At 64.1% G+C, this 22908-nt stretch carries 18 protein-coding genes and 1 tRNA gene; 10 read left to right on the plus strand and 9 right to left on the minus strand.

Going from position 1 to position 22908, the window contains the following annotated elements:
• The first annotated feature begins 213 nt into the window (after window positions 1-213).
• Together tyrS and AAID08_RS03230 are read left to right on the plus strand one after the other, a co-directional pair.
• Entirely contained in the window at window positions 214-1443 is a 1230-nt protein-coding gene (tyrS, locus tag AAID08_RS03225; RefSeq protein ID WP_049071178.1) for a tyrosine--tRNA ligase, read from the plus strand.
• Window positions 1444-1515: 72 nt separating this feature from the next.
• A complete protein-coding gene (locus AAID08_RS03230; protein ID WP_054416409.1) occupies window positions 1516-2172 on the plus strand; it encodes a YbhB/YbcL family Raf kinase inhibitor-like protein in 657 nt (218 codons plus the stop codon).
• A 78-nt stretch (window positions 2173-2250) separates the two neighbouring features.
• Here the strand turns inward: AAID08_RS03230 and AAID08_RS03235 are convergent, their stop codons facing one another.
• Window positions 2251-2889, minus strand: a complete 639-nt coding sequence (locus AAID08_RS03235; protein ID WP_395757343.1) for a LysE family translocator — start codon at window positions 2887-2889, stop codon at window positions 2251-2253.
• A 205-nt stretch (window positions 2890-3094) separates the two neighbouring features.
• Here AAID08_RS03235 and glyA point away from each other — a divergent pair, with 205 nt between their 5' ends.
• Both glyA and nrdR read left to right on the plus strand, forming a co-directional pair.
• A complete protein-coding gene (glyA, locus tag AAID08_RS03240; protein WP_049071180.1) occupies window positions 3095-4345 on the plus strand; it encodes a serine hydroxymethyltransferase in 1251 nt (416 codons plus the stop codon).
• A 206-nt stretch (window positions 4346-4551) separates the two neighbouring features.
• A complete protein-coding gene (gene nrdR, locus AAID08_RS03245) occupies window positions 4552-5031 on the plus strand; it encodes a transcriptional regulator NrdR (RefSeq protein WP_006392798.1) in 480 nt (159 codons plus the stop codon).
• 142 nt (window positions 5032-5173) lie between these two features.
• Here the strand turns inward: nrdR and AAID08_RS03250 are convergent, their stop codons facing one another.
• On the minus strand, window positions 5174-6133 hold the full coding sequence (locus AAID08_RS03250; protein ID WP_395757796.1) for a GlxA family transcriptional regulator: 960 nt from the start codon (window positions 6131-6133) through the stop codon (window positions 5174-5176).
• Between the two features lie 12 nt (window positions 6134-6145).
• A complete protein-coding gene (locus tag AAID08_RS03255) occupies window positions 6146-6715 on the minus strand; it encodes a cysteine hydrolase family protein (protein WP_395757344.1) in 570 nt (189 codons plus the stop codon).
• A 240-nt stretch (window positions 6716-6955) separates the two neighbouring features.
• Here AAID08_RS03255 and ribD point away from each other — a divergent pair, with 240 nt between their 5' ends.
• Window positions 6956-8071 carry a bifunctional diaminohydroxyphosphoribosylaminopyrimidine deaminase/5-amino-6-(5-phosphoribosylamino)uracil reductase RibD gene (gene ribD / locus AAID08_RS03260; RefSeq protein ID WP_238909544.1) on the plus strand — a complete coding sequence of 372 codons (1116 nt, stop codon included), beginning with the start codon at window positions 6956-6958 and terminating at the stop codon, window positions 8069-8071.
• Between the two features lie 18 nt (window positions 8072-8089).
• Here ribD and AAID08_RS03265 read toward each other — a convergent pair whose 3' ends face one another.
• Together AAID08_RS03265 and AAID08_RS03270 are read right to left on the minus strand one after the other, a co-directional pair.
• A complete protein-coding gene (locus AAID08_RS03265) occupies window positions 8090-10585 on the minus strand; it encodes a hypothetical protein (protein ID WP_395757345.1) in 2496 nt (831 codons plus the stop codon).
• Window positions 10572-11795 (minus strand): DUF3142 domain-containing protein, encoded by a 1224-nt coding sequence (locus AAID08_RS03270; RefSeq protein ID WP_240806487.1) that lies wholly within the window; start codon window positions 11793-11795, stop codon window positions 10572-10574. The genes AAID08_RS03265 and AAID08_RS03270 overlap by 14 nt, the downstream gene beginning before the upstream one ends.
• Window positions 11796-12639: 844 nt before the next feature.
• Here AAID08_RS03270 and AAID08_RS03275 point away from each other — a divergent pair.
• The 4 genes from AAID08_RS03275 (at window position 12640) to AAID08_RS03290 (ending at window position 17635) form a co-directional block, all read left to right on the plus strand.
• The gene (locus tag AAID08_RS03275; RefSeq protein WP_372415586.1) at window positions 12640-14556 is read left to right on the plus strand and encodes a PrkA family serine protein kinase; all 1917 of its coding nucleotides are present in this window, start codon (window positions 12640-12642) and stop codon (window positions 14554-14556) included.
• Between the two features lie 12 nt (window positions 14557-14568).
• Window positions 14569-15828 carry a YeaH/YhbH family protein gene (locus AAID08_RS03280; protein WP_054503441.1) on the plus strand — a complete coding sequence of 420 codons (1260 nt, stop codon included), beginning with the start codon at window positions 14569-14571 and terminating at the stop codon, window positions 15826-15828.
• Complete coding sequence (locus AAID08_RS03285) at window positions 15825-17375, plus strand: SpoVR family protein (protein WP_116791495.1); 1551 nt, start codon at window positions 15825-15827, stop codon at window positions 17373-17375. Before AAID08_RS03280 ends, AAID08_RS03285 begins: the two co-directional genes overlap by 4 nt.
• A 169-nt stretch (window positions 17376-17544) precedes the next feature.
• Window positions 17545-17635: transfer RNA gene (locus AAID08_RS03290), tRNA-Ser, on the plus strand.
• A gap of 45 nt (window positions 17636-17680) precedes the next feature.
• Here the strand turns inward: AAID08_RS03290 and AAID08_RS03295 are convergent.
• The 3 genes from AAID08_RS03295 to AAID08_RS03305 form a co-directional block, all read right to left on the minus strand.
• Window positions 17681-17980, minus strand: a complete 300-nt coding sequence (locus AAID08_RS03295) for a YkgJ family cysteine cluster protein (RefSeq protein WP_338075933.1) — start codon at window positions 17978-17980, stop codon at window positions 17681-17683.
• Window positions 17956-19581 (minus strand): hypothetical protein, encoded by a 1626-nt coding sequence (locus tag AAID08_RS03300; RefSeq protein ID WP_116791497.1) that lies wholly within the window; start codon window positions 19579-19581, stop codon window positions 17956-17958. Before AAID08_RS03300 ends, AAID08_RS03295 begins: the two co-directional genes overlap by 25 nt.
• A 76-nt stretch (window positions 19582-19657) precedes the next feature.
• Window positions 19658-20752: a chemotaxis protein gene (locus AAID08_RS03305; protein WP_395757346.1), complete on the minus strand. Its 1095-nt coding sequence runs from the start codon at window positions 20750-20752 to the stop codon at window positions 19658-19660.
• A gap of 274 nt (window positions 20753-21026) precedes the next feature.
• On the opposite strand from AAID08_RS03305, the gene AAID08_RS03310 reads away from it, so the two are divergent.
• On the plus strand, window positions 21027-22106 hold the full coding sequence (locus AAID08_RS03310; protein ID WP_395757347.1) for a helix-turn-helix transcriptional regulator: 1080 nt from the start codon (window positions 21027-21029) through the stop codon (window positions 22104-22106).
• On the opposite strand, the gene AAID08_RS03315 is transcribed toward AAID08_RS03310, so the two are convergent.
• A complete protein-coding gene (locus tag AAID08_RS03315) occupies window positions 22092-22811 on the minus strand; it encodes a hypothetical protein (protein ID WP_162876597.1) in 720 nt (239 codons plus the stop codon). The two genes, AAID08_RS03310 and AAID08_RS03315, sit on opposite strands and share 15 nt — an antisense overlap.
• Window positions 22812-22908: the final 97 nt, after the last annotated feature.

A 22908-nucleotide genomic window follows, 5' to 3' on the forward strand; every position in this document is an offset into this window, starting at 1 on the left:
ACGAACGGCCCCCGCGCGCCACGTTTTCCGGGGCAAGGGCTGGCGCGGGGCGCATCTTGTGAACAACGGGTGGTAACCGGACGCGCAACTGCGTATATATGACAGTTGCGTATGATTAGGGCGGTATCCTAGCTGATTCGGCTAGAATTTTCGATAGTTTTCGTCACTTTTTACACCTTTTTATCGGCTGAAGCCGTCGCGGCCCCCCTAAAAATGTCACCTTCTGAAGCCCCCATCACCCCCGAAGTCGAAGCCGATCTGCGTATTGCCAAGCGCGGATGCGATGAGCTGCTGGTCGAGTCCGAATTCGCCCGCAAGCTGGCCCGCAGCCGCGCCACCGGCGTGCCGCTGCGGATCAAGCTGGGGCTGGACCCGACCGCGCCGGACATCCATCTGGGGCACACCGTGGTGCTCAACAAGATGCGCCAGTTGCAGGACCTGGGCCACGAGGTCATCTTCCTGATCGGCGACTTCACTTCGACCATCGGCGACCCCAGCGGCCGCAACAGCACCCGCCCGCCGCTGACGCGTGAGCAGATCGAGGCCAACGCCAAGACCTACTATGCGCAGGCCAGCCTGGTGCTGGATCCGGCCCGCACCGAGATCCGTTACAACTCCGAGTGGTGCGACCCGCTGGGCGCGCGCGGCATGATCCAGTTGGCGTCGCGCTATACCGTGGCGCGCATGATGGAACGCGAGGATTTCACCAAGCGCTTCAAGGGCGGCATCCCGATCTCGGTGCATGAATTCCTGTACCCGCTGATGCAGGGGTACGACTCGGTGGCGCTGAAGTCCGATCTGGAGCTGGGGGGCACCGATCAGAAGTTCAACCTGCTGGTCGGCCGCGAACTGCAGAAGGAGTATGGACAGGAGCCGCAGTGCATCCTGACGATGCCGCTGCTGGTCGGCACCGACGGCGTCGAGAAGATGTCCAAGTCCAAGGGCAACTACATCGGCATTTCGGAGTCGCCCGATTCGATGTTCGGCAAGCTGATGTCGATTTCCGACACGCTGATGTGGCGTTACTTCGAGCTGCTGTCGTTCCGCTCGCTGGAAGACATCGCCGCGCTGCGCCAGGAGATCGACGGCGGCCGCAATCCGCGCGACGCCAAGGTCATGCTGGCCCAGGAAATCATCGCCCGTTTCCACTCGGCCAAGGCGGCCGACGACGCGCTGGCCGCGTTCGAGGCGCGTTTCCGCGACGGCGCGATTCCGGAAGACATGCCCGAAGTCAGCATCGGCGGCGCGCCGGTCGGCATCCTCAAGCTGCTGCGCGAGGCGGGGCTGGTGGCATCGGGTTCCGAAGCCCAGCGTAACGTCGAGCAGGGCGGGGTGCGCGTCAATGGCGACCGGGTCGAAGACAAATCGTTGCAACTGCCTGCGGGGACTTACGTCGTCCAGGTGGGCAAGCGCAAGTTCGCGCGTGTTAAGTTGAACCCATAATCGCGAAGATTTTGATACGCTGGAGGGACGTTCAAGGCTGGGATGCCTTCGCAGCACTTCAAGGAGCACGACATGAAACTTTCGAGTTTGTCTTTTTCCGATCACGAGTCGATTCCGGAGCGCTACGCCTTCGGCAAGATCGATGCGCAATCGCACGTCGCGCTGGCTGACAACTACAACCCGCAGTTTTCCTGGGACGACGTCCCGGCGGGTACGCAGTCGTTCGCCTTGATCTGCCACGATCCGGACGTTCCCTCCAAGCCCGACGACGTCAACCAGGAGGGACGCGAAGTCCCCGCCGACCTGCCGCGCGTGGATTTCTTCCACTGGGTGCTGGTCGACCTGGCGGCCGACATGCGCGAAATCGACGAAGGCGCCTTTTCCAGCGGCATCACGCCGCGCGGCAAGGGCGGCCCGCTGGCGCCGCTGGATGCCCGCCAGGGCATCAACTCTTACTCGTCCTGGTTCGCCAACGACCACGACATGAGCGGCGACTATTTCGGCTATGACGGCCCGTGCCCGCCCTGGAACGACGCGCTGGTGCACCGTTACGTGTTCACGCTGTACGCGCTGGACGTCCACACGCTGAACCTGCAGGGTGCGTTCACCGGCGAGGACGCGCTGCGCGCCATCCAGAAGCACGTGCTGGCGCAGGCGTCGCTGACGGGCACCTATACGCTCAACCCGAAGCTGGCGCCCAAGCAGATCGGGGCGACCTCGGCGTCCTGATTGCCGCGATCAGCAAAAAGGGCCGCATCAATGCGGCCCTTTTTTATTTCCGAGATGTCCGTCGGATGCGCCGCGCCCTCAGACGCCGGCGCGTTTCAGGCGCAACAATGCCACGCCGAAGGCGACGAACACCGAACCCACGGCCCGGTTGATCCAGCGCACCGCGCGCGGCTGCTGGAACAGGCGGCGGGCGCGGCGCGCCAGCAGGCCGTAGGCCAGCAGCGAGGGCAGCGACAGGCCCATGAAGATGCCCGTCAGGATGAAGAACTGCGGCAGCAGCGGTTCGGCCGCGTTCAGGAACTGCGGGAACAGCGCCGTGAAGAACAGGATGGGCTTGGGATTCAGGCCGGCGACGAAAGTCGCTTCGAGGTACAGCGCCAGCGCGCCGCGCGGCGGGCGGCCGGCGCTGTCGGGCGGCGGCCCGGCCACGCTGCTGCGGCCCAGCAGATGGCGCAGGCCCAGGTAGATCAGGTAGGCGGCGCCGGCGATCTTGAGCGCGGCGAACAGCAGGGCGGACGATTGCAGCACCACGCCCAGGCCCAGCATGGCGGCGGCGGAGAGCAGGAACAGGCCGGTGACGTTGCCCAGCGACGAGGGCAGCACCGCGCGCAGGCCGCCGGCGGCGCCATTGCGCATGGCCAGGATGCTGGCGGGGCCGGGGGTGACGACGCTGACGGCGGCGGCCAGGGTGTACGCGACCAAAGTCTGGGTTTGCATGAAAGTTTCTCAAGTCGGGTTGAGTGCGTTTTCCAGCCGAGGAGGAATGCCGGAAATTTCGCGCCCTTGGCGGGAATTTTGCCGCCATTCGGGGCATTTTGGCGACAGGGGAAGCGGCGCGACGCGGTAAACTATCCGTCATTATCCGGGTTTACCCACCCGGGCGCAGTTTCCTCCTCTCTTACCGCCTCAGGAACCCCCCGTCATGTTTGACCGCAACCTCACCCTCTCCAAGGCTGACCCGGACGTCTGGGCCGCCATCCAGAAGGAAGACGTTCGCCAGGAACAGCACATCGAGCTGATCGCTTCGGAGAACTACGCCAGCCCGGCCGTCATGGAAGCCCAGGGCACGCAGCTCACGAACAAGTACGCCGAAGGCTACCCGGGCAAGCGCTACTACGGCGGTTGCGAATACGTCGACGTGGTCGAGCAGTTGGCCATCGACCGCCTGAAGCAGATCTTCGGCGCCGAAGCCGCCAACGTGCAGCCCAACTCGGGTTCGCAGGCCAACCAGGGCGTGTACATGGCCGTCCTGAAGCCGGGCGACACCGTGCTGGGCATGAGCCTGGCCGAAGGCGGCCACCTGACGCACGGCGCGTCGGTCAACGCCTCGGGCAAGCTGTACAACTTCATCTCGTACGGCCTGGACGAAAACGAAGTCCTGAACTACGCCCAGGTCGAGCAGTTGGCCAAGGAACACAAGCCCAAGCTGATCGTCGCCGGCGCCTCGGCCTACGCCCTGCACATCGACTTCGAGCGCATGGCCCGCATCGCCCACGACAACGGCGCGCTGTTCATGGTCGACATCGCCCACTACGCCGGCCTGGTGGCCGGTGGCGCCTACCCCAACCCGGTGCCGCACGCCGACTTCGTCACCTCGACCACGCACAAGTCGCTGCGCGGCCCGCGCGGCGGCGTCATCATGATGAAGGCCGAGTTCGAAAAGGCCGTCAATTCGGCCATCTTCCCCGGCATCCAGGGCGGTCCGCTGATGCACGTCATCGCCGGCAAGGCCGTGGCCTTCAAGGAAGCGCTGGAACCCGAATTCAAGACCTACGCGCAGCAAGTGGTCAAGAACGCCAAGGTGCTGGCCGACACGCTGGTCAAGCGCGGCCTGCGCATCGTTTCGGGCCGCACCGAAAGCCACGTCATGCTGGTGGACCTGCGCTCCAAGGGCATCACGGGCAAGGAAGCCGAAGCGGTGCTGGGCCAGGCCCACATCACGGTCAACAAGAATGCCATCCCGAACGATCCGGAAAAGCCCTTCGTGACCAGCGGCATCCGCCTGGGCACCCCGGCCATGACGACCCGCGGCTTCACCGAAGCCGAGGCCGAGCTGACCGCCAACCTGATCGCCGACGTGCTGGACAACCCGCGCGACGAGGCCAACATCGCCGCCGTGCGCGCCAAGGTCAACGAACTGACCTCGCGCCTGCCGGTGTACGGCAAGAAGTAATGCGACGGCGGATCTTTTCCGCCCGTGGCTGACAAGGACGGCTCCGCGAGGGGCCGTCCTTTTGTTTTCAGGCCAATGGCGCTTGCGCGCCGGCGGTCATCGTGGCAAAAATAATAGGGACGAATTTGTCATAGTCGACGCGGACAGACTGTCGCATCGTTACAATATCGGCGAATTATTGCTTTCCGTGTTTTCAGGGATCACACATGCGGTGTCCATTTTGCGGCAACTCCGAAACGCAGGTCGTCGACAGCCGTGTCTCGGAAGAGGGCGACGCGATCCGCCGCCGGCGCCGTTGCCAGTCCTGTGACAAGCGCTTCACCACTTATGAGCGGGTGGAGCTGGCGCTGCCTTCCGTGGTCAAGCGCAACGGCAGCCGCAGCGACTACGATCCCGCCAAGCTGCGCGCCAGCCTGAGCCTGGCGCTGCGCAAGCGCCCGGTCAGCACCGAGGACGTGGACGCGGCCGTGGCCCGCATCGAGGAACAACTGCTGGCCAGCGGCCTGCGCGAAGTGGCTTCCGGTCACATCGGCGAGCTGGTCATGAACGAGCTGCGCAAGCTCGACAAGGTAGCCTACGTGCGCTTCGCCTCGGTCTACAAGAGCTTCGAGGACATCGGCGAGTTCGTCGAGGCGATCCGCGAGATGCAGGGGCCGGTGCTGCCCGGCAAGCTGCGCAAGGAATGACGCCGTCGCGCGGGTCGGCCTGTCGCAGCCCGGCTTGTCGCGGCCCGGCCTGACGCAGCCGACCTGACGCAGCCGACCCCGACGCGGCCTGACCCGTAGGCGGCCGCCGTGGCGCTACCGGCGCCCTGCCGCCCGGCGCGCGCTATGGCGCCACCGTCCGCGCCATGCTGGGCGTCTGCGGCTGGAACCGGCGCCACACGCGGCGCAGGTGCTGGGCCGAGCCGAAGCCCGATTTCTCCGCCACCAGCTCCAGATTCAAGCGCGTTTCGCGCAGCATGTCGCGCGCCAGCGTCACGCGTATCTGATACAGGTAGTCCATGGGCGTGCAGCCTGCGTGCTCGCGGAACAGCCGCGTCAGGTGGCGCGGGCTGGTGTGGGCCTGTTCGGCCAGCGACTGCGCCGACCACGGCGCCGCCGGGTTGCGCACCACCGCGTCCTGCACGCGGTGCACGCCCGGATGCATGTGGTTGCGGTGTTCAAGCCAGGGCGACAGCGCCGAGTCGGTGCCGGCGCGGCGCTGGTACACCACCATGTCGCGCGCCACTTCGCTGGCCACGCGCGGGCCGCAATGGCGCGACACCATGTGCAGCGCCAGGTCGATGCCGGCGGTGATGCCGGCGCTGCTGACCAGGTTGCCGTCCTCCACGAAGATGCGGTTGTCGTGCACCCGGGCGCTGGGATCCAGGTCGGCCAGTTGCGCCAGGCAGCTATGGTGGGTAGTGCATTCGCGTTGACGCGTCAGGCCGGCCGCCGCGGCGAACAGGGCGCCGGCGCAGACCGTCATCAGCGTGAAGCCGTCGGCCGGATGGCGCTGCGCCAGCCAGTCGATGATCAGACGGGCCTCGGGCTCATCCAGGCGGATGTGCTTGCCGACCACGCCGGACACGATCACCAGCGCCTCGGGCGGCAGTTTCTCGGGCAGCGGCTGGATCCGGGCCAGGTGCAGGCCGGGAATGCCGCTTTCGACTTCGGTGGACGGGCCGCAGAAATGCTGGGCGAAGGCGTCCGGGCACAGCTTGTTGGCGACCCGGAACGCCTCGGCCGGCCCGGCCACGTCGAGCAGCACGATTCCCCGGGGCAGGACGAAGTGCACGGGAATCATGGCCATGCCGTCCTATTGCGCGTCGGCGAAGACGTCGGCGGCGCGGGCGATGCGGGCGAAGCGGCCCTGTAGCACCAGTTCGGTTGCGTCGCGGATCTCGGCCGGCGTGTAGTGCTTGCCCGACGGACTCTGCATCGCGAAGGTCAGCGTGGCGTCGGTCGGGAACACCACCTTGAAGCCGTCATCGCTGGCGTGGCGCGTGGTGGTCTCGCAGCACTGTTCGGTGCGGATGCCGCTGACGATGATGCCTTCGATGGCGTGCTTGCGCAGCCAGTCCCGCAGCGTGGCGCCGTCGGCGTCCTTGGCGTAGAGCGAGGAATGCACGGTCTTGTGGAACACGGCGTCGGGGGCGATGCGCAGTTCCTTGAGCGTCTTGACGTGGCCGGAAGCCAGCGAGAACGGGTTGGCCGGGTCGTTGGCGGCGCTGATATGGAACACCTGCAGCACCGGGATGTCGCGGGCGCGGGCGGCATCGATCAGGCCCTGCAGTTGCGAGACGAATGCCGGGTATTCCGATTCGTCCCAAAACGGACGCTGGCGGAAGGAATTCTGGACGTCGATGACGATCAATGCTTGTTTCATGGCGGCGGGCTCCGTGCCGTGGAATTTCGGGAGGTACGTGGCGTATTGTGGTCCTGCCCCGGCTCCCGGGCGAGGCCGTCCCGAGACCAGCATCGGCCCAAAACGGACATGGCTTTCGGGTCGCTTGAATCATCATAGCGCGCCGGCCCGCGACGGCGGGCGTGGCGTGCCGGCGATCCGCCGCGGACATACAATCGCTGCATGATGAAGAACCCCAGCGAATCCGACGACCTGTCCTGGATGCGGCGCGCCCTGGCCCTGGCGCAGACCGTCATGTACTCGACCGCGCCCAACCCTCGGGTGGGCTGCGTCATCGTGCGTGACGGCCGGGTGCTGGGCGAAGGCGCGACCCAGCCGCCCGGCGGCCCGCACGCGGAAGTCTGCGCCCTGCGCGATGCCCAGGCGCGCGGCGAATCGGTGGCGGGGGCCACCGTCTATGTCACGCTGGAGCCGTGCAGCCATTTCGGCCGCACGCCGCCGTGCGTCGACGCGCTGCTGGCGGCCGCGCCGGCGCGCGTGGTGGTGGCGATCGGCGATCCCAATCCGCTGGTCAACGGCAAGGGGCTGGCGCGGCTGCGCGAGGCCGGCATCGCCGTCACCACCGGCATTTGCCGCGAAGAGGCGCTGGCCCTGAATGCCGGTTTCATCTCGCGCATGAGTCGCGGGTTGCCCTGGACCTGGCTCAAGATGGCGACGTCGCTGGACGGCCGCAGCGCGTTGCGCAACGGCCTGTCGCAATGGATCACCGGGCCCGAGGCGCGCGCCGACGGCCATCACTGGCGCGCCCGTAGTTGCGTGGTGCTGACCGGCATCGGCACCGTGCTCAAGGATGATCCGCAACTGACCGTGCGCAGCGTCCAGACGCCGCGCCAGCCGCGCCGGGCGGTGGTCGACGGCCGTTTCGAGATTCCCGAGGACGCGCGGCTGTTCGACGGCGGCGAGGTCATCGTGTTCACGGCCCGCGCCGACGCCGCCAAGCAGGCGCGGCTGGAGGCCCGCAACGTGCGGGTGGTGGCGCTGCCCGACGAGACGCCCGACCGGGTCGACCTGCCGGCGATGATGCGCTGGTTGGCCGCGCAGCAGTTCAACGAAGTCCACGTCGAAGCGGGGGCCGGCCTGAGCGGCGCGTTGGTCGCGGCCGGCTGCATCGACGAGCTGCTTATCTATATGGCGCCGATGTTGCTGGGCGACGCCGCGGGCCTGGTCAAGCTGCCTTTGCTGGAACGGCTGGACGCAGCTCCGCGCTACGAGTTCATCGAAGCCGAGCGGGTGGCGGCCGACCTGCGTGTGCGGGCGCGGGTGCCCGAGCATTGGCGCGGGCTGCTGCGCAGGGTCGAACTGCCCGCCGCCGGGTAGCCGCGGGGGCGTCGATATTCAAAGGCCGTCCTGGCGCCGCTTGCCGCCGCCCGTCGGCGTGCCATTGCGCCAGGCCCACAGCCCGGCGCCGAGCGCCGCCAGCGCCAGCAGGCCGCCAGCGAGCAGGATGCCCGGATGCTGCTGGCGCGCGCGCTCCCAGGCCTTCCACGCCTGGATGTAGTGAAAGCGCGCGGCCGACTGGAAGTCCGGCTCCGGACATTCGCGGCCGAAGGTGGCGCTGAAGGGCACCTGGGCGCCCTGGTCGACATAGCGCAGGTACAGGGCGGTGGCCCGTTCCGGCGTGTCGTCGATGACGTAACGGGCGCCTCGGCACAGCACCGCCGCGAACGCCTGCGAGCGGGTCGGCAGTTCGTCGGCGGCTTTCATCGCGTAGTCGGCGGCGATCTGGCGGTAGTGGTAGCGCACGTTGGGCCGGGCCTCGCTGGCCGCATAGCGCGCGCGTTCCTCCTGGGTGACGAAGGGGCCGGGCAGGTCGGCCTCGGCCCGCTGTTGCGACGTTTCCATCGGCATGCCGGCATCGGCGCGGGGCTCGCGCCACCAGGGGTTGGCATCGCGGCCGGCGCCGGCGGAATAGTTGCCTTCATAGACGGCGTAGTCGGGGCCCTGTTCGTAGCCCATGATGCGCATGCCGTCGCGGCGCGCCAGGGTGGCGGCGGTGTACCAGGCCTCGGCGCGGGAGGTGCGGCCCCAGGCGTTGCCCGCGGCCCGCAGCGCTTCGCCGTATTGCGCGGCGCGCTGGCGGACATCGGATTCCCGGATCGTCCAGTTGCCATCGGCATAGTCGAGCGTGGCGAAGCGGGGATCGGAGTCCGCGGGGAAGTAGGGCAGGGCTTCGGCCACCCGGTTTTCGCGCACCAGCCGCCGTGCCAGCAACTGGCGCAGGCGGTCGTGCACGGGCGGCTGGTTCAGCCGGCTCCATTCGTAGAACTGGTCGGTCGTGTAGCGGCTGAAGCCCGGTGGCCGCGATGGCGCGGGCGGGGGCGGCGGCAGCCGGTCGACATAGGCCTTGAGCTCATCGGTCGTCAGCACGCGTTCGGCCACGTAGGCCGCGTCGTTCCAATAGGGCGAGAGCGGCCAGCCCTCTTCCGGCGGCGGGGCGCCATCGCCGGCCGCCGCGGCCCGGTACAACTGGTCCAGGGCTTCGACGTATTGGCCGCGCGACAGCGACAGCACGCCCTGTTCGCCTTTGAGCAGGGCGCCGGCCTCCGCCTCGACGCTGCCGTCGCCGCGCGGAAATGCGTCGACCGCGCGGGCGTAGGCCTGGGCGGCCAGTTCGTTGTCGCCGCGCCGGATCGCCAGCTTGGCGCGCACCCACCAGGCCAGCGCCGTGTCGAGCCGGGAGGCCAGGGCTTGCGCCAGGTCGTAGCGGCCGACGCGGTAGGCCAGCGCCGCGACCCGGTCGGCGTTGTCGATCCGTCGCGGGTCCTGTGTCTGCAGCGCGGCCACCAGCGATTGCAGCGCGGGGTTGGGCGTGACGTTGGGCGTGCCGTCGGCGGCGTCGGCCAGGCTCAGGCGGCCGGTCGCCTCGAAGTTGGCGAAGGGGTCGCGCGCGCTGTCGGGTTTGCCGTCGACGATGTCGCCCAGTCGGGCCAGACCGTACGCCACCAGCAGGCGCTGGCCGACCGGGTCCTCGATCAGGCGGATGGCGCGCGTCGGCGCGGCCAGCGCCCAGTCGGCCATCAGGCGCAACGATTCGCGGCCGCTGACTGAACCGCGCGCGGCCTGGGCGGCATACAGGCGCACGGCCTGCTGCAAGTCGCGCGGCGCGATCGCATCCATGCAGGGCGAGGCGTTGAACAGGTCTTCGTAGGCGCATTGGCCGAGGCTGCCGGACAATGACAGGCGCGCTTCCTGGCCGTAGCTGGCGACGGCCAGGCCCAGGGGGTCGGGCGCGCCTTGCCGCGCCAGTTCGCGCACCCGGGCATAGGCCCGCGCCGGGTGATCCGTCGCCGGCGTGGTTCCGATGTCCCCGATTTCGGCCAGCAGATAGGCCGCCCAGACGCGGCGGGTCGCGGCCTGCTCCGCTGGCAGCGCCAGGATGGCCAGCAGGCGCTGGCGCGCGCGTTCCAGGCGCGGTTCATCCGGCGCCTGGGCGGCGCTGCGGTAGTCCACCGCGGCGGCGGCGTAGAGCCGCGCGGCTTCCGGCAGGCCTGCGCCGGCGGCATAGGCCTGGTCGCCGTCGGGACGGGCGCGCATCGCCCGCGCCTGTTCCCGTTGCGCTGGCGTCAACGCCGTGTCGAACGCTTCAGGAATGGCGTTGGAGCGGTAGCTGCCGTCGGGCAGCAAGGGTGATTCGTTGGCCCGCAGTGTGTCCGTGGCCGGCAGCAGCCGCGCCGCCTCGTACGCGAACGAGTTGGCGGGCGTGCCCTGCAGCGTGCCGGCGCGGTCGTCCAGCAATTGTGGCGGGAAGTCCGGGCCGCAGGCGATGACGATGCCGGCGCCGGCGGCGCAGGCCAGCAGCAGCGCGGCGGCAAGCGATTTACGGTTGTACATGGAAGCTCGGGGTTGCGGAGTCACAGCGGATCCATCCAATGGCGCGTTCGGCGCCGGCGCGCAGCAGTCCGTCCTGCGCGCGGCGAAGATAGCTGCCCTCGCGGTCGTATTCAAGGGTGTAGCCGTTGATGCCGTCGGCGGCGTTGCAAGTGGCGTCGAGCCGCACGGTAAACGGGAGCGCGGTGTCGGCGTTGCCGCGGTTGGCCAGGCGCACGTCGCGCGCGCCGCCGGCGGCGGGCGCGGCGGCGGTCACTTCGAGCTGCGGCGTCAGCGGCTGGCGCGCCAGCACGGCGCGCCAGGTCGGCAGGCTCCAGGCTCGCGTGTCGGCCTGGGTCGGCAGGCGGAACCAGACGATGCCGCTCAGTCCCGTCGGGCGATCGTGGTCGAGCGTCGCGACGAAGGCCGCCATCGCGTCGGGCGTGACCAGCAGTTCGGCCGAACGGCCGCCCGGCATCAACGCCGGGCGTTCGCTTTCGACCGCGGCGATCCTGCCTCGTTCGTCCCAGGCGACGCGGCTGCCATAGGAAGGCAGCGCCACGCGCCAGGGTTTGCCGGCATGGCGGGCGTAGGCATCGAGCCAGGCGCGGGCTCGCCTGGCGTCGAACAGGCCTTGCGTGGGGTTCTGCACGGCGTGGACCTGCAGCACGGTTTCGTCCGGCACCGCCAGCAATGCGGGCAGCGCGGGACTGTCAAGCCAGGTCGGCAGGGCGGTGATCGATAACGGCAGGCTGGCGCCGAGGCGGGTCTTGAGCTTCGCCAGCAAGGCGGCATAGTCCGGCAGCTTCGACGTGGCGCAGTCGTAATCGATTTCCAGGCCAGCCAGCGTGACGCCGGCCCGGCCCCATGCCGCCAGCGCGGCGGCGGCGCGATCGGCGATGTCGGCGGCGGGCAAGTCGTTGACGCGGCCATCCAGCCGCAACACCAGCACCACGGGTCGTTGTGACGCGGCCAGCGCGGCCAGATCGGGCGCCGCGTCGAACCAGGCGCCGTCGGCGCGCAGTTCGGCCGCCAGCACTCGCCATGACCGCACGGCATCCGCGCCCTCGGCCAGCGCGCTGACCAGCGCCGGTGTCCATTGCCGTTGCCAGACATAGGCGTCGTTGGGCAGGGGTGGGACGGCGCGTTCACACGCGGCCAGCAATAGCACGCCGCACACAGCCGCCAGACGCCGCCAGCGCATCGGCGCGCGGACGATGCGGAGCCCTTGCATGAGGGGGCGCGGGCGGGGCGGCATGATGGGATCGAAAGCGTTTTAAGGCAGTGTCGTGCGCGGTTTCGCGGATGCGTGATTCTATCCTTGACGCCGCTAGGGGTATTAGCACTCTCGATGCCTGGCTGCCAACCCACCGCGTGATAGCCGCGGACCATCGGCCGTATAGCGTTTGCCCGCGCGGCTCGTGGCGGGATGGCAGCAAGTTTGGGAGCGATTCTTGCGTGTCTGTCTCGAAGCATCCCACAGCTTTTTTTTACCGCGTGAGCACAAATGAATTGCCACAAAACCGTCAATTCGGCTTAAGCTAGGTCATGACTTGGCGCTACGCGCGCATGGCTTGCTCCATAACCCGCCACGCGCCCTCGTCACCACGGATTCCAGTGTCGCGTACCGGCGCTTTTCACAAACCGGACCGATACGTCGCTGAACGCAGTCGCCTTGCGCCGTTCAGACCGTTCGCTGCCATCGCATAGCGGACGCACCGGCCTTGTGTGCCGGATCATAAGAATCCACCGGGATATCTCATCCCTTCAAATCATTGCTGACCATTTCGTACGTGGCTGCGTCATGCGCCCGTTCTACAGCGATATGCTGAAGGCGAACGAGTGAACTTATTCACGTTGGTTGCAATCCCTGACGGAACTTGTGTCTCAAGGGTGCAGCCTAAACGGAAGGGGCCCGATCGTGCTCATGGTCGATGTGTGGCGAAAGCAACATACGACCGTGCCGAAATTGCTAATAGCGAGATTGACTAGTCACGCCGAAGCACTGAGGCACACAATGGGGACACGTAGGGACGTCATGGCTTTTTCGCGTGTTGTAGGAGGTTTCCGTGCAAAACATCGTCGAAGGCTTCAAGTCGCAGTATGCAAGAGAACAGGAATCAGAACTCTCTCTCGAGGAGTATCTGGATCTCGCCCGACGCGACCCGATGGCATACGCCAGCCCGGCCGAGCGCATGCTGGCCGCGATTGGCGAACCTGAAATCGTGGATACGCGCAACGACCCACGTCTTTCCCGTTTGTTTTCCAACCGGACCATCCGGCGCTATCCAGCGTTCCAGGAGTTCTACGGCATGGAGGACGTCATCGGGCAGATCGTGGCGTTCTTCAAGCACGCCGCGCAGGGACTGGAAGAGCGCAAGCAAATCCTCTATCTGCTGGGGCCCGTCGGCGGCGGCAAGTCGTCCATCGCCGAGCGCCTCAAGGTGCTGATGGAGCGCTTCCCCATCTACGCGCTCAAGGGCTCGCCGGTGAACGAGTCGCCGCTGGGCCTGTTCCACCCGGAACGCTTCGGCGACACGCTCGAAAAGGAATACGGCATTCCGCGCCGCTACCTCACGGGCATCATGTCGCCATGGGCGGTCAAGCGCCTGAAGGAGTTCGACGGCGACATCTCGCAGTTCCGCGTGGTGCGCCTGAACCCGTCGGTGCTGCGCCAGGTGGCGATCGCCAAGACCGAACCGGGCGACGAGAACAACCAGGACATCTCGTCGCTGGTCGGCAAGGTCGACATCCGCAAGCTCGATCGCCATTCGCAGGATGACCCGGACGCCTACAGCTATTCCGGCGGCCTGTGCCTGGCCAACCAGGGGCTGCTCGAGTTCGTGGAAATGTTCAAGGCGCCGATCAAGATGCTGCATCCGCTCTTGACGGCGACGCAGGAAGGCAACTTCAAGGGCACCGAGGGTTTCTCGGCGATCCCGTTCAACGGTTGCATCCTGGCGCACTCGAACGAGTCGGAATGGCAGACCTTCCGCAACAACAAGCACAACGAGGCTTTCCTCGACCGTATCTATATCGTCAAGGTGCCTTACTGCCTGCAGGTGTCGGAAGAAGTCCGCATCTACGAGAAGCTGCTGCATCACAGCTCGCTGTCGACGGCGCCGTGCGCGCCGGGGACGCTGGACATGATGGCGCAGTTCTCGGTGCTGACCCGGCTGAAGGAGCCGGAGAATTCCAGCATCTACTCGAAGCTGCGCGTCTACGACGGCGAAAGCCTGAAGGACGTCGATCCGAAGGCCAAGGCGTTGCAGGAGTACAAGGACTACGCCGGCACCGACGAAGGCATGAACGGGGTCTCGACGCGCTTCGCGTACAAGATCCTGTCCAGCGTCTTCAACTACGACCAGACCGAGGTGGCGGCCAATCCGGTGCACCTGATGTACGTGCTGGAGCAGCGCATCGGGCGCGAAGACTATCCGGAGGAAATCCGCCGGCGCTACCTGGAGTTCATCAAGGGCTTCCTGGCGCCGCGCTACGCCGAGTTCATCGGCAAGGAGATCCAGACCGCGTATCTGGAATCGTATTCGGAGTATGGGCAGAACATCTTCGACCGCTACGTCACGTTCGCCGACTGCTGGATCCAGGACGAGGAATTCCGCGACCCGGAAACCGGCGAGAGCTTCGACCGCAGCGCCCTGAACGACGAACTGGAGAAGATCGAGAAGCCGGCCGGCATCGCCAATCCGAAGGACTTCCGCAACGAGATCGTGAACTTCGTGCTGCGGGCGCGCGCCAACAACAACGGCCGCAACCCGACCTGGACCAGCTATGAAAAGCTGCGCGAAGTGATCGAGAAGAAGATGTTCTCGAACACGGAAGACCTGCTGCCGGTGATCTCGTTCAACGCCAAGGCGTCGGCCGAGGACAAGTCCAAGCACCAGAGCTTCGTGGATCGGATGGTGGAGAAGGGCTACACGGAAAAGCAGGTCAGGCTGCTGTGCGAGTGGTATCTCCGTGTGAGGAAGTCTTCCTGAGCGAGGTGAATCATGAATTCACTGATCGATCGCCGTCTTAACGGGCGCAACAAGAGCGCCGTTAACCGGGAGCGCTTTCTGCGGCGTTACAAGGACCAGATCCGCAAGGCGGTCCACGGGATGATCCGCGACCGCTCGATCCAGGACATGGATCAGGGCGGCGAGATCAACCTGCCCGCCCGCGATATTTCCGAGCCGACCTTCCGGCACGGCGCGGGCGGCGACCGGGAAATGGTGCATCCGGGCAATCGCGAGTTCGCCAAGGGCGACACGTTCGACCGGCCTCAGGGGGGAGAAGGCCAGGGCGGCTCCGAACCCGGCGAGGGCGAGGCGGTCGATCAGTTCACCTTCAGCCTGTCGCGGGCCGAGTTCCTCAATCTGTTCTTCGAAGATCTGGAGCTGCCTCACCTGGCGCGCACCCAATTGGGCGAGGTCAGCCAGAAGAAATGGCAACGCGCCGGCTATACCACCACCGGCTCGCCCAGCATGCTCAGCATCAGCCGCACGCTGAAGTCGTCGCTGGCGCGGCGGGTGGCGCTGAGCGTGAAGGCGCGCGCCGACCTGGAAGACGCGGAAGAACGCCTGGCCAAGGCCAAGGCGGCGGGCGCGCCCGCCGACCAGATCAAGGCCCTGGAGCAGGACGTCGAGGACTGCCGCGAGCGCCTGGCGCGCGTGCCGTTCCTGGACGACCTGGACCTGCGCTACCGCAACCGCGTGTCGGTCGCGATCCCGATGGCGCGCGCGGTCATGTTCTGCCTGATGGATGTGTCCGGCTCGATGGACGAGGGCAAGAAGGACCTGGCCAAGCGCTTCTTCACGCTGCTGTACCTGTTCCTGTCGCGCAAGTATGAGCATGTCGACCTGGTCTTCATCCGCCATACCGACAATGCCGAGGAAGTGGACGAGCAGACCTTCTTCTACGATCCCAAGAGCGGCGGCACCATCGTGCTGTCGGCGCTGGAGCTGATGCGCGAGATCGTCGAGAAGCGCTATCCGCCCTCGGCCTGGAACGTGTATGCGGCACAGGCCAGCGACGGCGACTCGTTCGGCGCCGACGCGGGCAAGAGCGCGCGCTTTTTGGCCGAGCACCTGCTGCCGGCCACGCGCTACTTTGCCTATATCGAGGTTCCCGACTCGCAGGAGGCGCGCAAGAGCAGCCTGTGGGCGGAATATGAACAGAAGCTGGCGCCGCATTTCGTGATGCGGCGGATTTGCGATCGCGGGGAAATCTATCCCGTGTTCCATGACCTGTTCAAGAAGGAAACCGCATGAATGCCATCCTGGGCGCACTGGTGGAGCCGGAATCGGCCGACAGCCCCCGGCCGTTGTCGCAAGGTTCCGAATGGACGTTCGAACTGATCCAGTCCTATGACGACGCGATCTCGCAGGTCGCGCGCGAGTACGGGCTGGACACCTATCCGAACCAGATCGAGGTCATCACCTCGGAGCAGATGCTGGACGCGTACGCGTCGGCGGGCCTGCCCATCGGCTATCCGCACTGGTCGTACGGCAAGGAGTTCATCCGCAACGAGCAGTACTACCGGCGCGGCATGCAGGGCCTGGCCTACGAGATCGTGATCAACTCCAACCCCTGCATCGCGTATCTCATGGAAGAGAACTCCATGACGATGCAGGCGCTGGTGATCGCGCACGCCTGCTACGGCCATAACTCGTTCTTCAAGGGCAATTACCTGTTCCGCCAGTGGACCGACGCCGACGGCGTGCTGGACTATCTGGTGTTCGCCCGCAAGTACGTGATGGACTGCGAGGACCGCTACGGCATCGACGCGGTGGAGGCGCTGCTGGATTCCTGCCACGCGCTGTCGCACCATGGCGTGGACCGCTACAAGCGGCCGACGCCGATCTCGTACAAGGAAGAGGCCGCGCGCCAGGCCGAGCGCCAGGAGCACGCGCGGCTGCAATACAACGACCTTTGGCGCACGCTGCCGCGGCTGGAGGCCGACAAGGACGAGCGGGTCGCCGCGTCGGTGTTCCCGCCCGAGCCGGAAGAGAACCTGCTGTACTTCATCGAGAAGTATTCGCCCAAGCTGGCGCCGTGGCAGAAGGAACTGGTGCGCATTGTGCGCAAGGTGGCCCAGTACTTCTATCCGCAGACCCAGACCAAGGTGATGAACGAAGGCTGGGCCACGTTCTGGCACTACACCATCCTGAACCGGCTGCACGAGAAGGGACTGGTCAACGACGGCTTCATGATGGAGTTCCTGCAGAGCCACACCAACGTGGTCAGCCAGCGCGGCTTCGACGAACGCGGCTACGGCGGCATCAACCCTTACGCGCTGGGCTTCGCGATGATGTCGGATATCCGCCGCATCTGCGAAAAGCCCACCGACGAGGATCGCCGCTGGTTCCCGGACATCGCGGGAGGCGATTGGCTGAAGACGCTGGACTTCGCCATGCGCAACTTCAAGGACGAGTCCTTCATCTCGCAGTACCTGTCGCCGCGCCTGATCCGCGAGTTCCGCTTCTTCGCGATCTCGGACCACCAGGCCAATCCCAAGCTGGAAGTCGCCGCCATCCACGACGACGACGGCTACCGCGACATCCGTCGCCTGCTGGCCGCGCAGCACAACCGCGACAACCAGGTGCCGGACATCCAGGTGGTGCGCTTCAACCGCGACACCGACCGCTCGCTGGTGCTGCGCCACCTGAAGAGCCGCGGCCGGCCGCTGGCGGCAGAGGACGCCGAGCAGGTGATGAAGCACCTGGCGCGGCTGTGGGGCTTTCGCGTGAGGCTGGAGGAAACCGAGCCGGACGGCACCGTCGGCTCGTACCGCGAGCAGGATCCGTCCAACGCGTGAGGGGGCGGCGGGCGGCCTCGGCGCCGTCGTCGCCCGGCAGGCCGGGAGGCTCGTGGTAAAAAGGGGACGCAATCGCGTCCCCTTTTTCTTTTGCCGCGCCGCCAATGCAGCTTTCTTGCCGATCTGCTAGAATCGCGGATTCGCATTTTTCGGAATGCGTACCAGATCAGGACAGGTGGCCGAGTGGTTGAAGGCGCACGCCTGGAAAGCGTGTATACGTCAAAAGCGTATCGGGGGTTCGAATCCCCCTCTGTCCGCCAAGAATTCAGAAAGCCGCCGGTGATGCACCGGCGGCTTTCTGTCGTTCAGGCCTGAGGCTCTGCTGCCTTTCGCTGCAGCGCGTGACACACCTGCAGGTTGCGCTCGACGAAGTCATCCCAGTTGACCTTCGCGGCGAAATGCAAGCGGTATTGAACGTCTATGCGGCAAATGTCGGGTCTTCTATCATAGATTGTGCAGTGAGCGTGGGCCTCGTTGAAGTGACGACACGTTCCGTCGCCTCGATCCAGGTATCGGGTTTGTGGCGCTACGGATACGTGTTGGCAGCAACGGCCGCAGCCGTTGCACGGGAAGGGATAATTCACTTTGCCAGGGATGCCAGCCACCGGCGCGTACTGGCGGTATTACCCATTTCGAAAGGCAGGCTGATGCCTTCTTTTTCGACGGCTCGCGCAATGATGACCCCTCTGGCGGCTTCCGTTTGCGCCGCGCCCAGGTCGGCAGCGAATAGCTCGAGCCCGTCCGTATCGATATTCAGGTCGATACGGGCGATCTCCGTCAGATATTCGTCAAGCTGAGCGTTGAGCACTTCAAACTGCCGTAACGTCAAGGCATGGCTGCTGCGGTCAAGGAATTCCCACACCTTTCGCATCATGCTGCTATGCGTGAGGAAGTGGTGCAGACCCATGGTCACTAGGCTGGTGACCAAGGCGCCGGCAAAGGCGGCTAATTCGGTGCCGAAGGGGAAACCTAATACAGGCAGCAACTGCGCGTAAACCAAGCTGCCGATGGCGGCGGCTACACCTGCTGACAATAGCCCAAGAACGGCTTGGCCCAGTTCCGCACTGGACAGTTTATCGGGGTTGAACATCCACAACTTTATGGCTGAGACCAGCTGTGTCCACATTTCGCGAATGACCTTGATTGCGTTCTTGGCCGTTGTGGCGAAGATATTCAACAAGGTTGTGGTGAGACTGCTCAGAATCCCTCCGAACATGCCGTCCTTGAATGCGGTCAGAAATTCCTTGAACTGCCGCTGGATGCGGGTCCAACAGGCAGCCAGCGTGGCGCGTACATGATCTAGGAATACCTCTAGGGAGAAGTCCAGGCTCAGCTTTTTGATCATTGCAGGCAATGCCTCGCGCAACTCGAACCAGATCTCGGCCGCTATTAGTCCCAACATCTGGCGAGTGCCTACCTGCACTCCCGCACTGCCGGAGGCTTGGATAGTGTTACCCCAGAATTTACTGCTGCTGTAGTAAGTGCGGCTGATCGTGCCCTCGTACTGTTTGCGTGCTGTTCGGTCCTTTTTGCGCATTGCGGCGGGATCGACCGCTTGCAGTTCCCTGATCTTGGCGCCTCTCTGCTTGATCCGGTCTTCCAGTTGGTGAGCTTTGTGTGACTGTTCGGGCGTATTCCTTGGCAAATTGGCGAGCCTTTTCTTATCTCGTTCCTGAGCGTTCTGCTCGTTGGCGATGTGCCCAGGCAAGCGATCAAGAAAGTCGGTTACGGATAGCGCTTTCTTTGAGCGGTTGACGCTTCTGTGCGTCGAGTTCAGATTGGTGCGATGATTCGCCAATTCGGGACCAGACAATTCAGCAAGCACTCGGCCGGGATCGTCGTCGATAGATTTCGCCGATATTGTGTGATCCAGGTCCCGGATGCCTTTCTTCGCGGGCATCGTTTTCCGCGTGTACGAATCAGTCAAATTGCCGGATGCCTGCAGCTTGGCGTCTGCCGCGCCTTTTGATGCATAGTTGTCGGCGTTGTGATATTTGTCGGGATTGTAAAGCTCCCGGTGCTCATATCGGTCTTGCTCTTTGCTGGTAGCGTAGACGCCCTGCCGTGCGTTGTTAATCGTGTCGACGTTGCCTCCGTGCCGATCCTGCAACAGAAGGAAATCCAACCCAAAACTCGTAGTCAAACTCCGAACTACGGTTTTTTCCAAATCTTCGAGCCATGGTGACTTGCTGGCGATTGCGTGCATAACTCTCTTTTTTCAAGTAGACGTCATGCTCGGGCATGACGCCTGGATGGGTACAGTTCCGGCAAGGCGTGGATGTTCAGGAGAATTGAGCGCTCTGCTGCTTGGCTGTATCGATCGCTTCGTCAATTTTTTCCTCGTTAAGGACGGTGAAGCCGTTCTTGTCCTTGGCCAGTTGTGGCACACCGTTTTCATCCACGGCCGTCTGCCCAGAGGTTTCGTTGAGTTTGAAGAGGGGGGTCGTGATGATATTGGTGAGAATGGCAGCCAATGCATAGCCGTTTTCCACGATTTCGAGTACACGCGGGCCTAGTTTTTCCATTTCACGATCCTCGTCGACGCCCCGGCCTCGGATGCTTTCGATGAAGATGCCGACGTCCTTGAGGTCTTGGAAATAGCGTTGGAATTGGGCGTAAGTGGAGCCGATCGTCCACCGCAGTTTTTCGGCATATCGTTCGGTTCTGCCCAGATGTCGGCCGGCCAGTTTCAGCTTGGCAACGGCAGCCTCCACTTCGCTGGACACCTTCCGTGCGTTCTTCAGGGCCTCTTCGCCATGGCTGTCGTAGGCCCAGCCCGCTATTGCCAGGACGGGACCGGCGACGGCCGCGCCTAGAATTGCCGTTCCTCCAGCTACGCCCAAGCCGCCGGCCGCCAGCGAACCGCCACCCAGTGCGGCCAAGGTGGCGTTGGTGGCAGCGGCGCCTGCCAATGAGGAAATCGCCGTTCCCGTAGATGCGGCGCCAAGGGCCATCACCCCACCGTATACCGCAAACCCGGCAGCGGCTCCTGCAACGCCTGCTCCGGCGATGCTTCCCAGAACGCCTACCGCCGAATAGCTGTAGGTCTCGATTTTTTGAAGATCCCGCTTTGGAAAGGTGATCTTCAGTTTGTCTTGGGTGCCCGCATTGATCTGCTTGATCAGCGAGTCGGCAAGCGCCTTGAATTCGCTGAAACTGTGACCGATTTCGAGTTCCAGAGTACCCAACTGTTCCAGTGCCGATTGGGTATTTTTCTCTTGTTTGTCGAAAATCTGGCGTTGGCCATCATACGTTTCTTTGGCCAGCTTGACGATATCGTCCGCTTCGGAGTGCTTCTGATGACCGTCATAACCTTTCTTGACGCCGAAGCCGGCTGCGGCGAGGGCGGCGGCGCCGATGATAAGGGGAAGGGGCAAGGTATCAACCTCTTTTGATGGTTAAAGGGATTCAAAAATTACGGCGTCGAGACTGCTTGCTGCTGGGCATAATACTTGTGCGGTGTCGGAGGAATAGAACAGCTCACAATGCCAGCCACCTAGGTGCAGATATTTATAATTAAATCAGACAAAATTAAACTATATAATTCAAGTTTTTGCACGCATTGGGAGTGATTATCTTGTTCCGTCACAAGCAAAGGTCCGGGCGTAGTGCGTCCATCTTCCCTTTGGGTCGTCATCGCAGTCCTCAGTCGTGAGCGTAGTCGGCAAACTGGTGCCACTCGACTGGGACATCCTTGATTTGTTGTGGCAGCAGGGTGGCTGGGTGCTTTCTCAACAGGTACACGAACAGCTGAGGCCTCGATATGGGTATACCGCGGCCGTGGCAAAAACTATTCAGCGAGCGTTGCGTCGGTTGTTCGAGGCGGGATACATCGACGCGCGTGGCCGCGGCAGCGCGCGTAGCTGGTGCTGTCTGCCTGGCAACATGCCGAGCAAGGCTGAGATCAAGAGCGTGGAGTTGGCCGTGGCGCTATTGCAGTTGGAACGGTTCGCAGCCAATCTATTGCCTCCCGAACCTCTGCGCATCTTGCGTGAGCACTGCAATCGCAGCCGCGACCTGTTGCAGAGCCATCCGACCTATCCGCGCTATTTGCAGGGGCGCGCCTGGTTGGGTAAAGCCGCGCTTATTGATTCCGGATACCCCCTTATTCCGCCACCGCTGGATGCGGATATCATGCAGGCGCTGACTGATGCGCTGTATCGCAGCGAGAAACTGATCCTTCGTTATCAGAATGGTGCGCTACCGGCGGAGGTGTCCAGCAGTTATCAGATATCGCCGCTTGCCCTGATAGAACGAGGCGGCGTGCTGTATCTAGTGTCCTGCCGACGCTCGAGAGGAAGTGGCCGCTATACGCGTTATTTGCATCGCGTCGACCGTATTGCCAGTGCACAGATCATCAACGTGCCTGCTGACCCGGATCCCGATTTCGACCTAGAGCGTTTTTTGCGCCAAGAACACACGCTGCTCTTTTTTCCCGAGCCTCCCCAGCGCATCACCTTGAGGGTGCGCGAACACCGTTTCCGCAGTCGACTGCGTCATTATCGTTTTTCGGAAGACCAGATAATCAAGGAGACGACCGATGGCTTTGAATTGACTGCCATCGTGCGTCCTTCGTTGACGTTCAAGCAATTCATTCTGAGCTTGTCTCCCGACGTGATATTGATCAAGCCAGTGACGCTGCGCAAAGAGCTTCGGCAGATCGTCGAAGCAAGCGCGGCATCCTATGCCAATGGGCATTTTCAGGGAAATCTTGTTTCATCTGACAAATGACCATTCGAAACCGATTAGTCCGTCGATGCGCTGGACCCCATCCAAGGTCATGGGCGAGGTGGTGGCAAGGGGAATGTCCTGTATGCCTGCCTCTACTAGCGTGCGTCTGAGCGCATCACTGGTAACGCCAGCAACCACGAGGGCGGCGGGAGGAATGATTGCGTTGGCAGTTGCATCGCGCAGCAGCGTTCCAAAATCGGCAGTGTCGGCGCCGGAGATGACCACCGCCAGCAAGTGACGCATAGTCAGCTCACGCACGGCTTTCCATCCATCGATATCTTGATAGCCTTCGCACGGCGTCCATGCCAGTGCGGCCAGTGCCCGGACAAGTGTCCTCAGTGTGCTCTCCCAACTGGACGATGAGGTGGATATCCACACGCCTTTGCGTTTAGCCGGCAGGCTGCTGATGCGGCCGCGACAAATGGCAAGCGCTGGACGGCCCGCTTGATGTGCGACGTCCATTGCTTGTATCGGTCCGAACGTATTCCAGAATGCATGTTCCTGATTGCCTGTCAGCGCGCCGATGTCGACCAGGAACACCGTCAGGGCCTGCGCCATCGGAGTTTCGCCGCCGTGCCAATAGAAATCGGGCAAGAATCTGTTGAGATGTTCGGCGAGTGCCGCTATTTCCTGGTCGGGCACTCCCCAACCCTCAATGAAGATGGATGCTTTGCAGTAATCCGTACGCGATTTGGCGACTAGCACGAGTGACTCCTCTCAAGATAATGAAAGGGCAGTCTGAGTGTGTGTCTGGACAATTGCTGTCCAGACACCCCGCTTTCCCTGGCCGTTGTGCATTAAA

The sequence above is a fragment of the Achromobacter sp. EB05 genome (genome assembly GCF_044232075.1).
GTDB lineage: Bacteria > Pseudomonadota > Gammaproteobacteria > Burkholderiales > Burkholderiaceae_B > Achromobacter > Achromobacter dolens.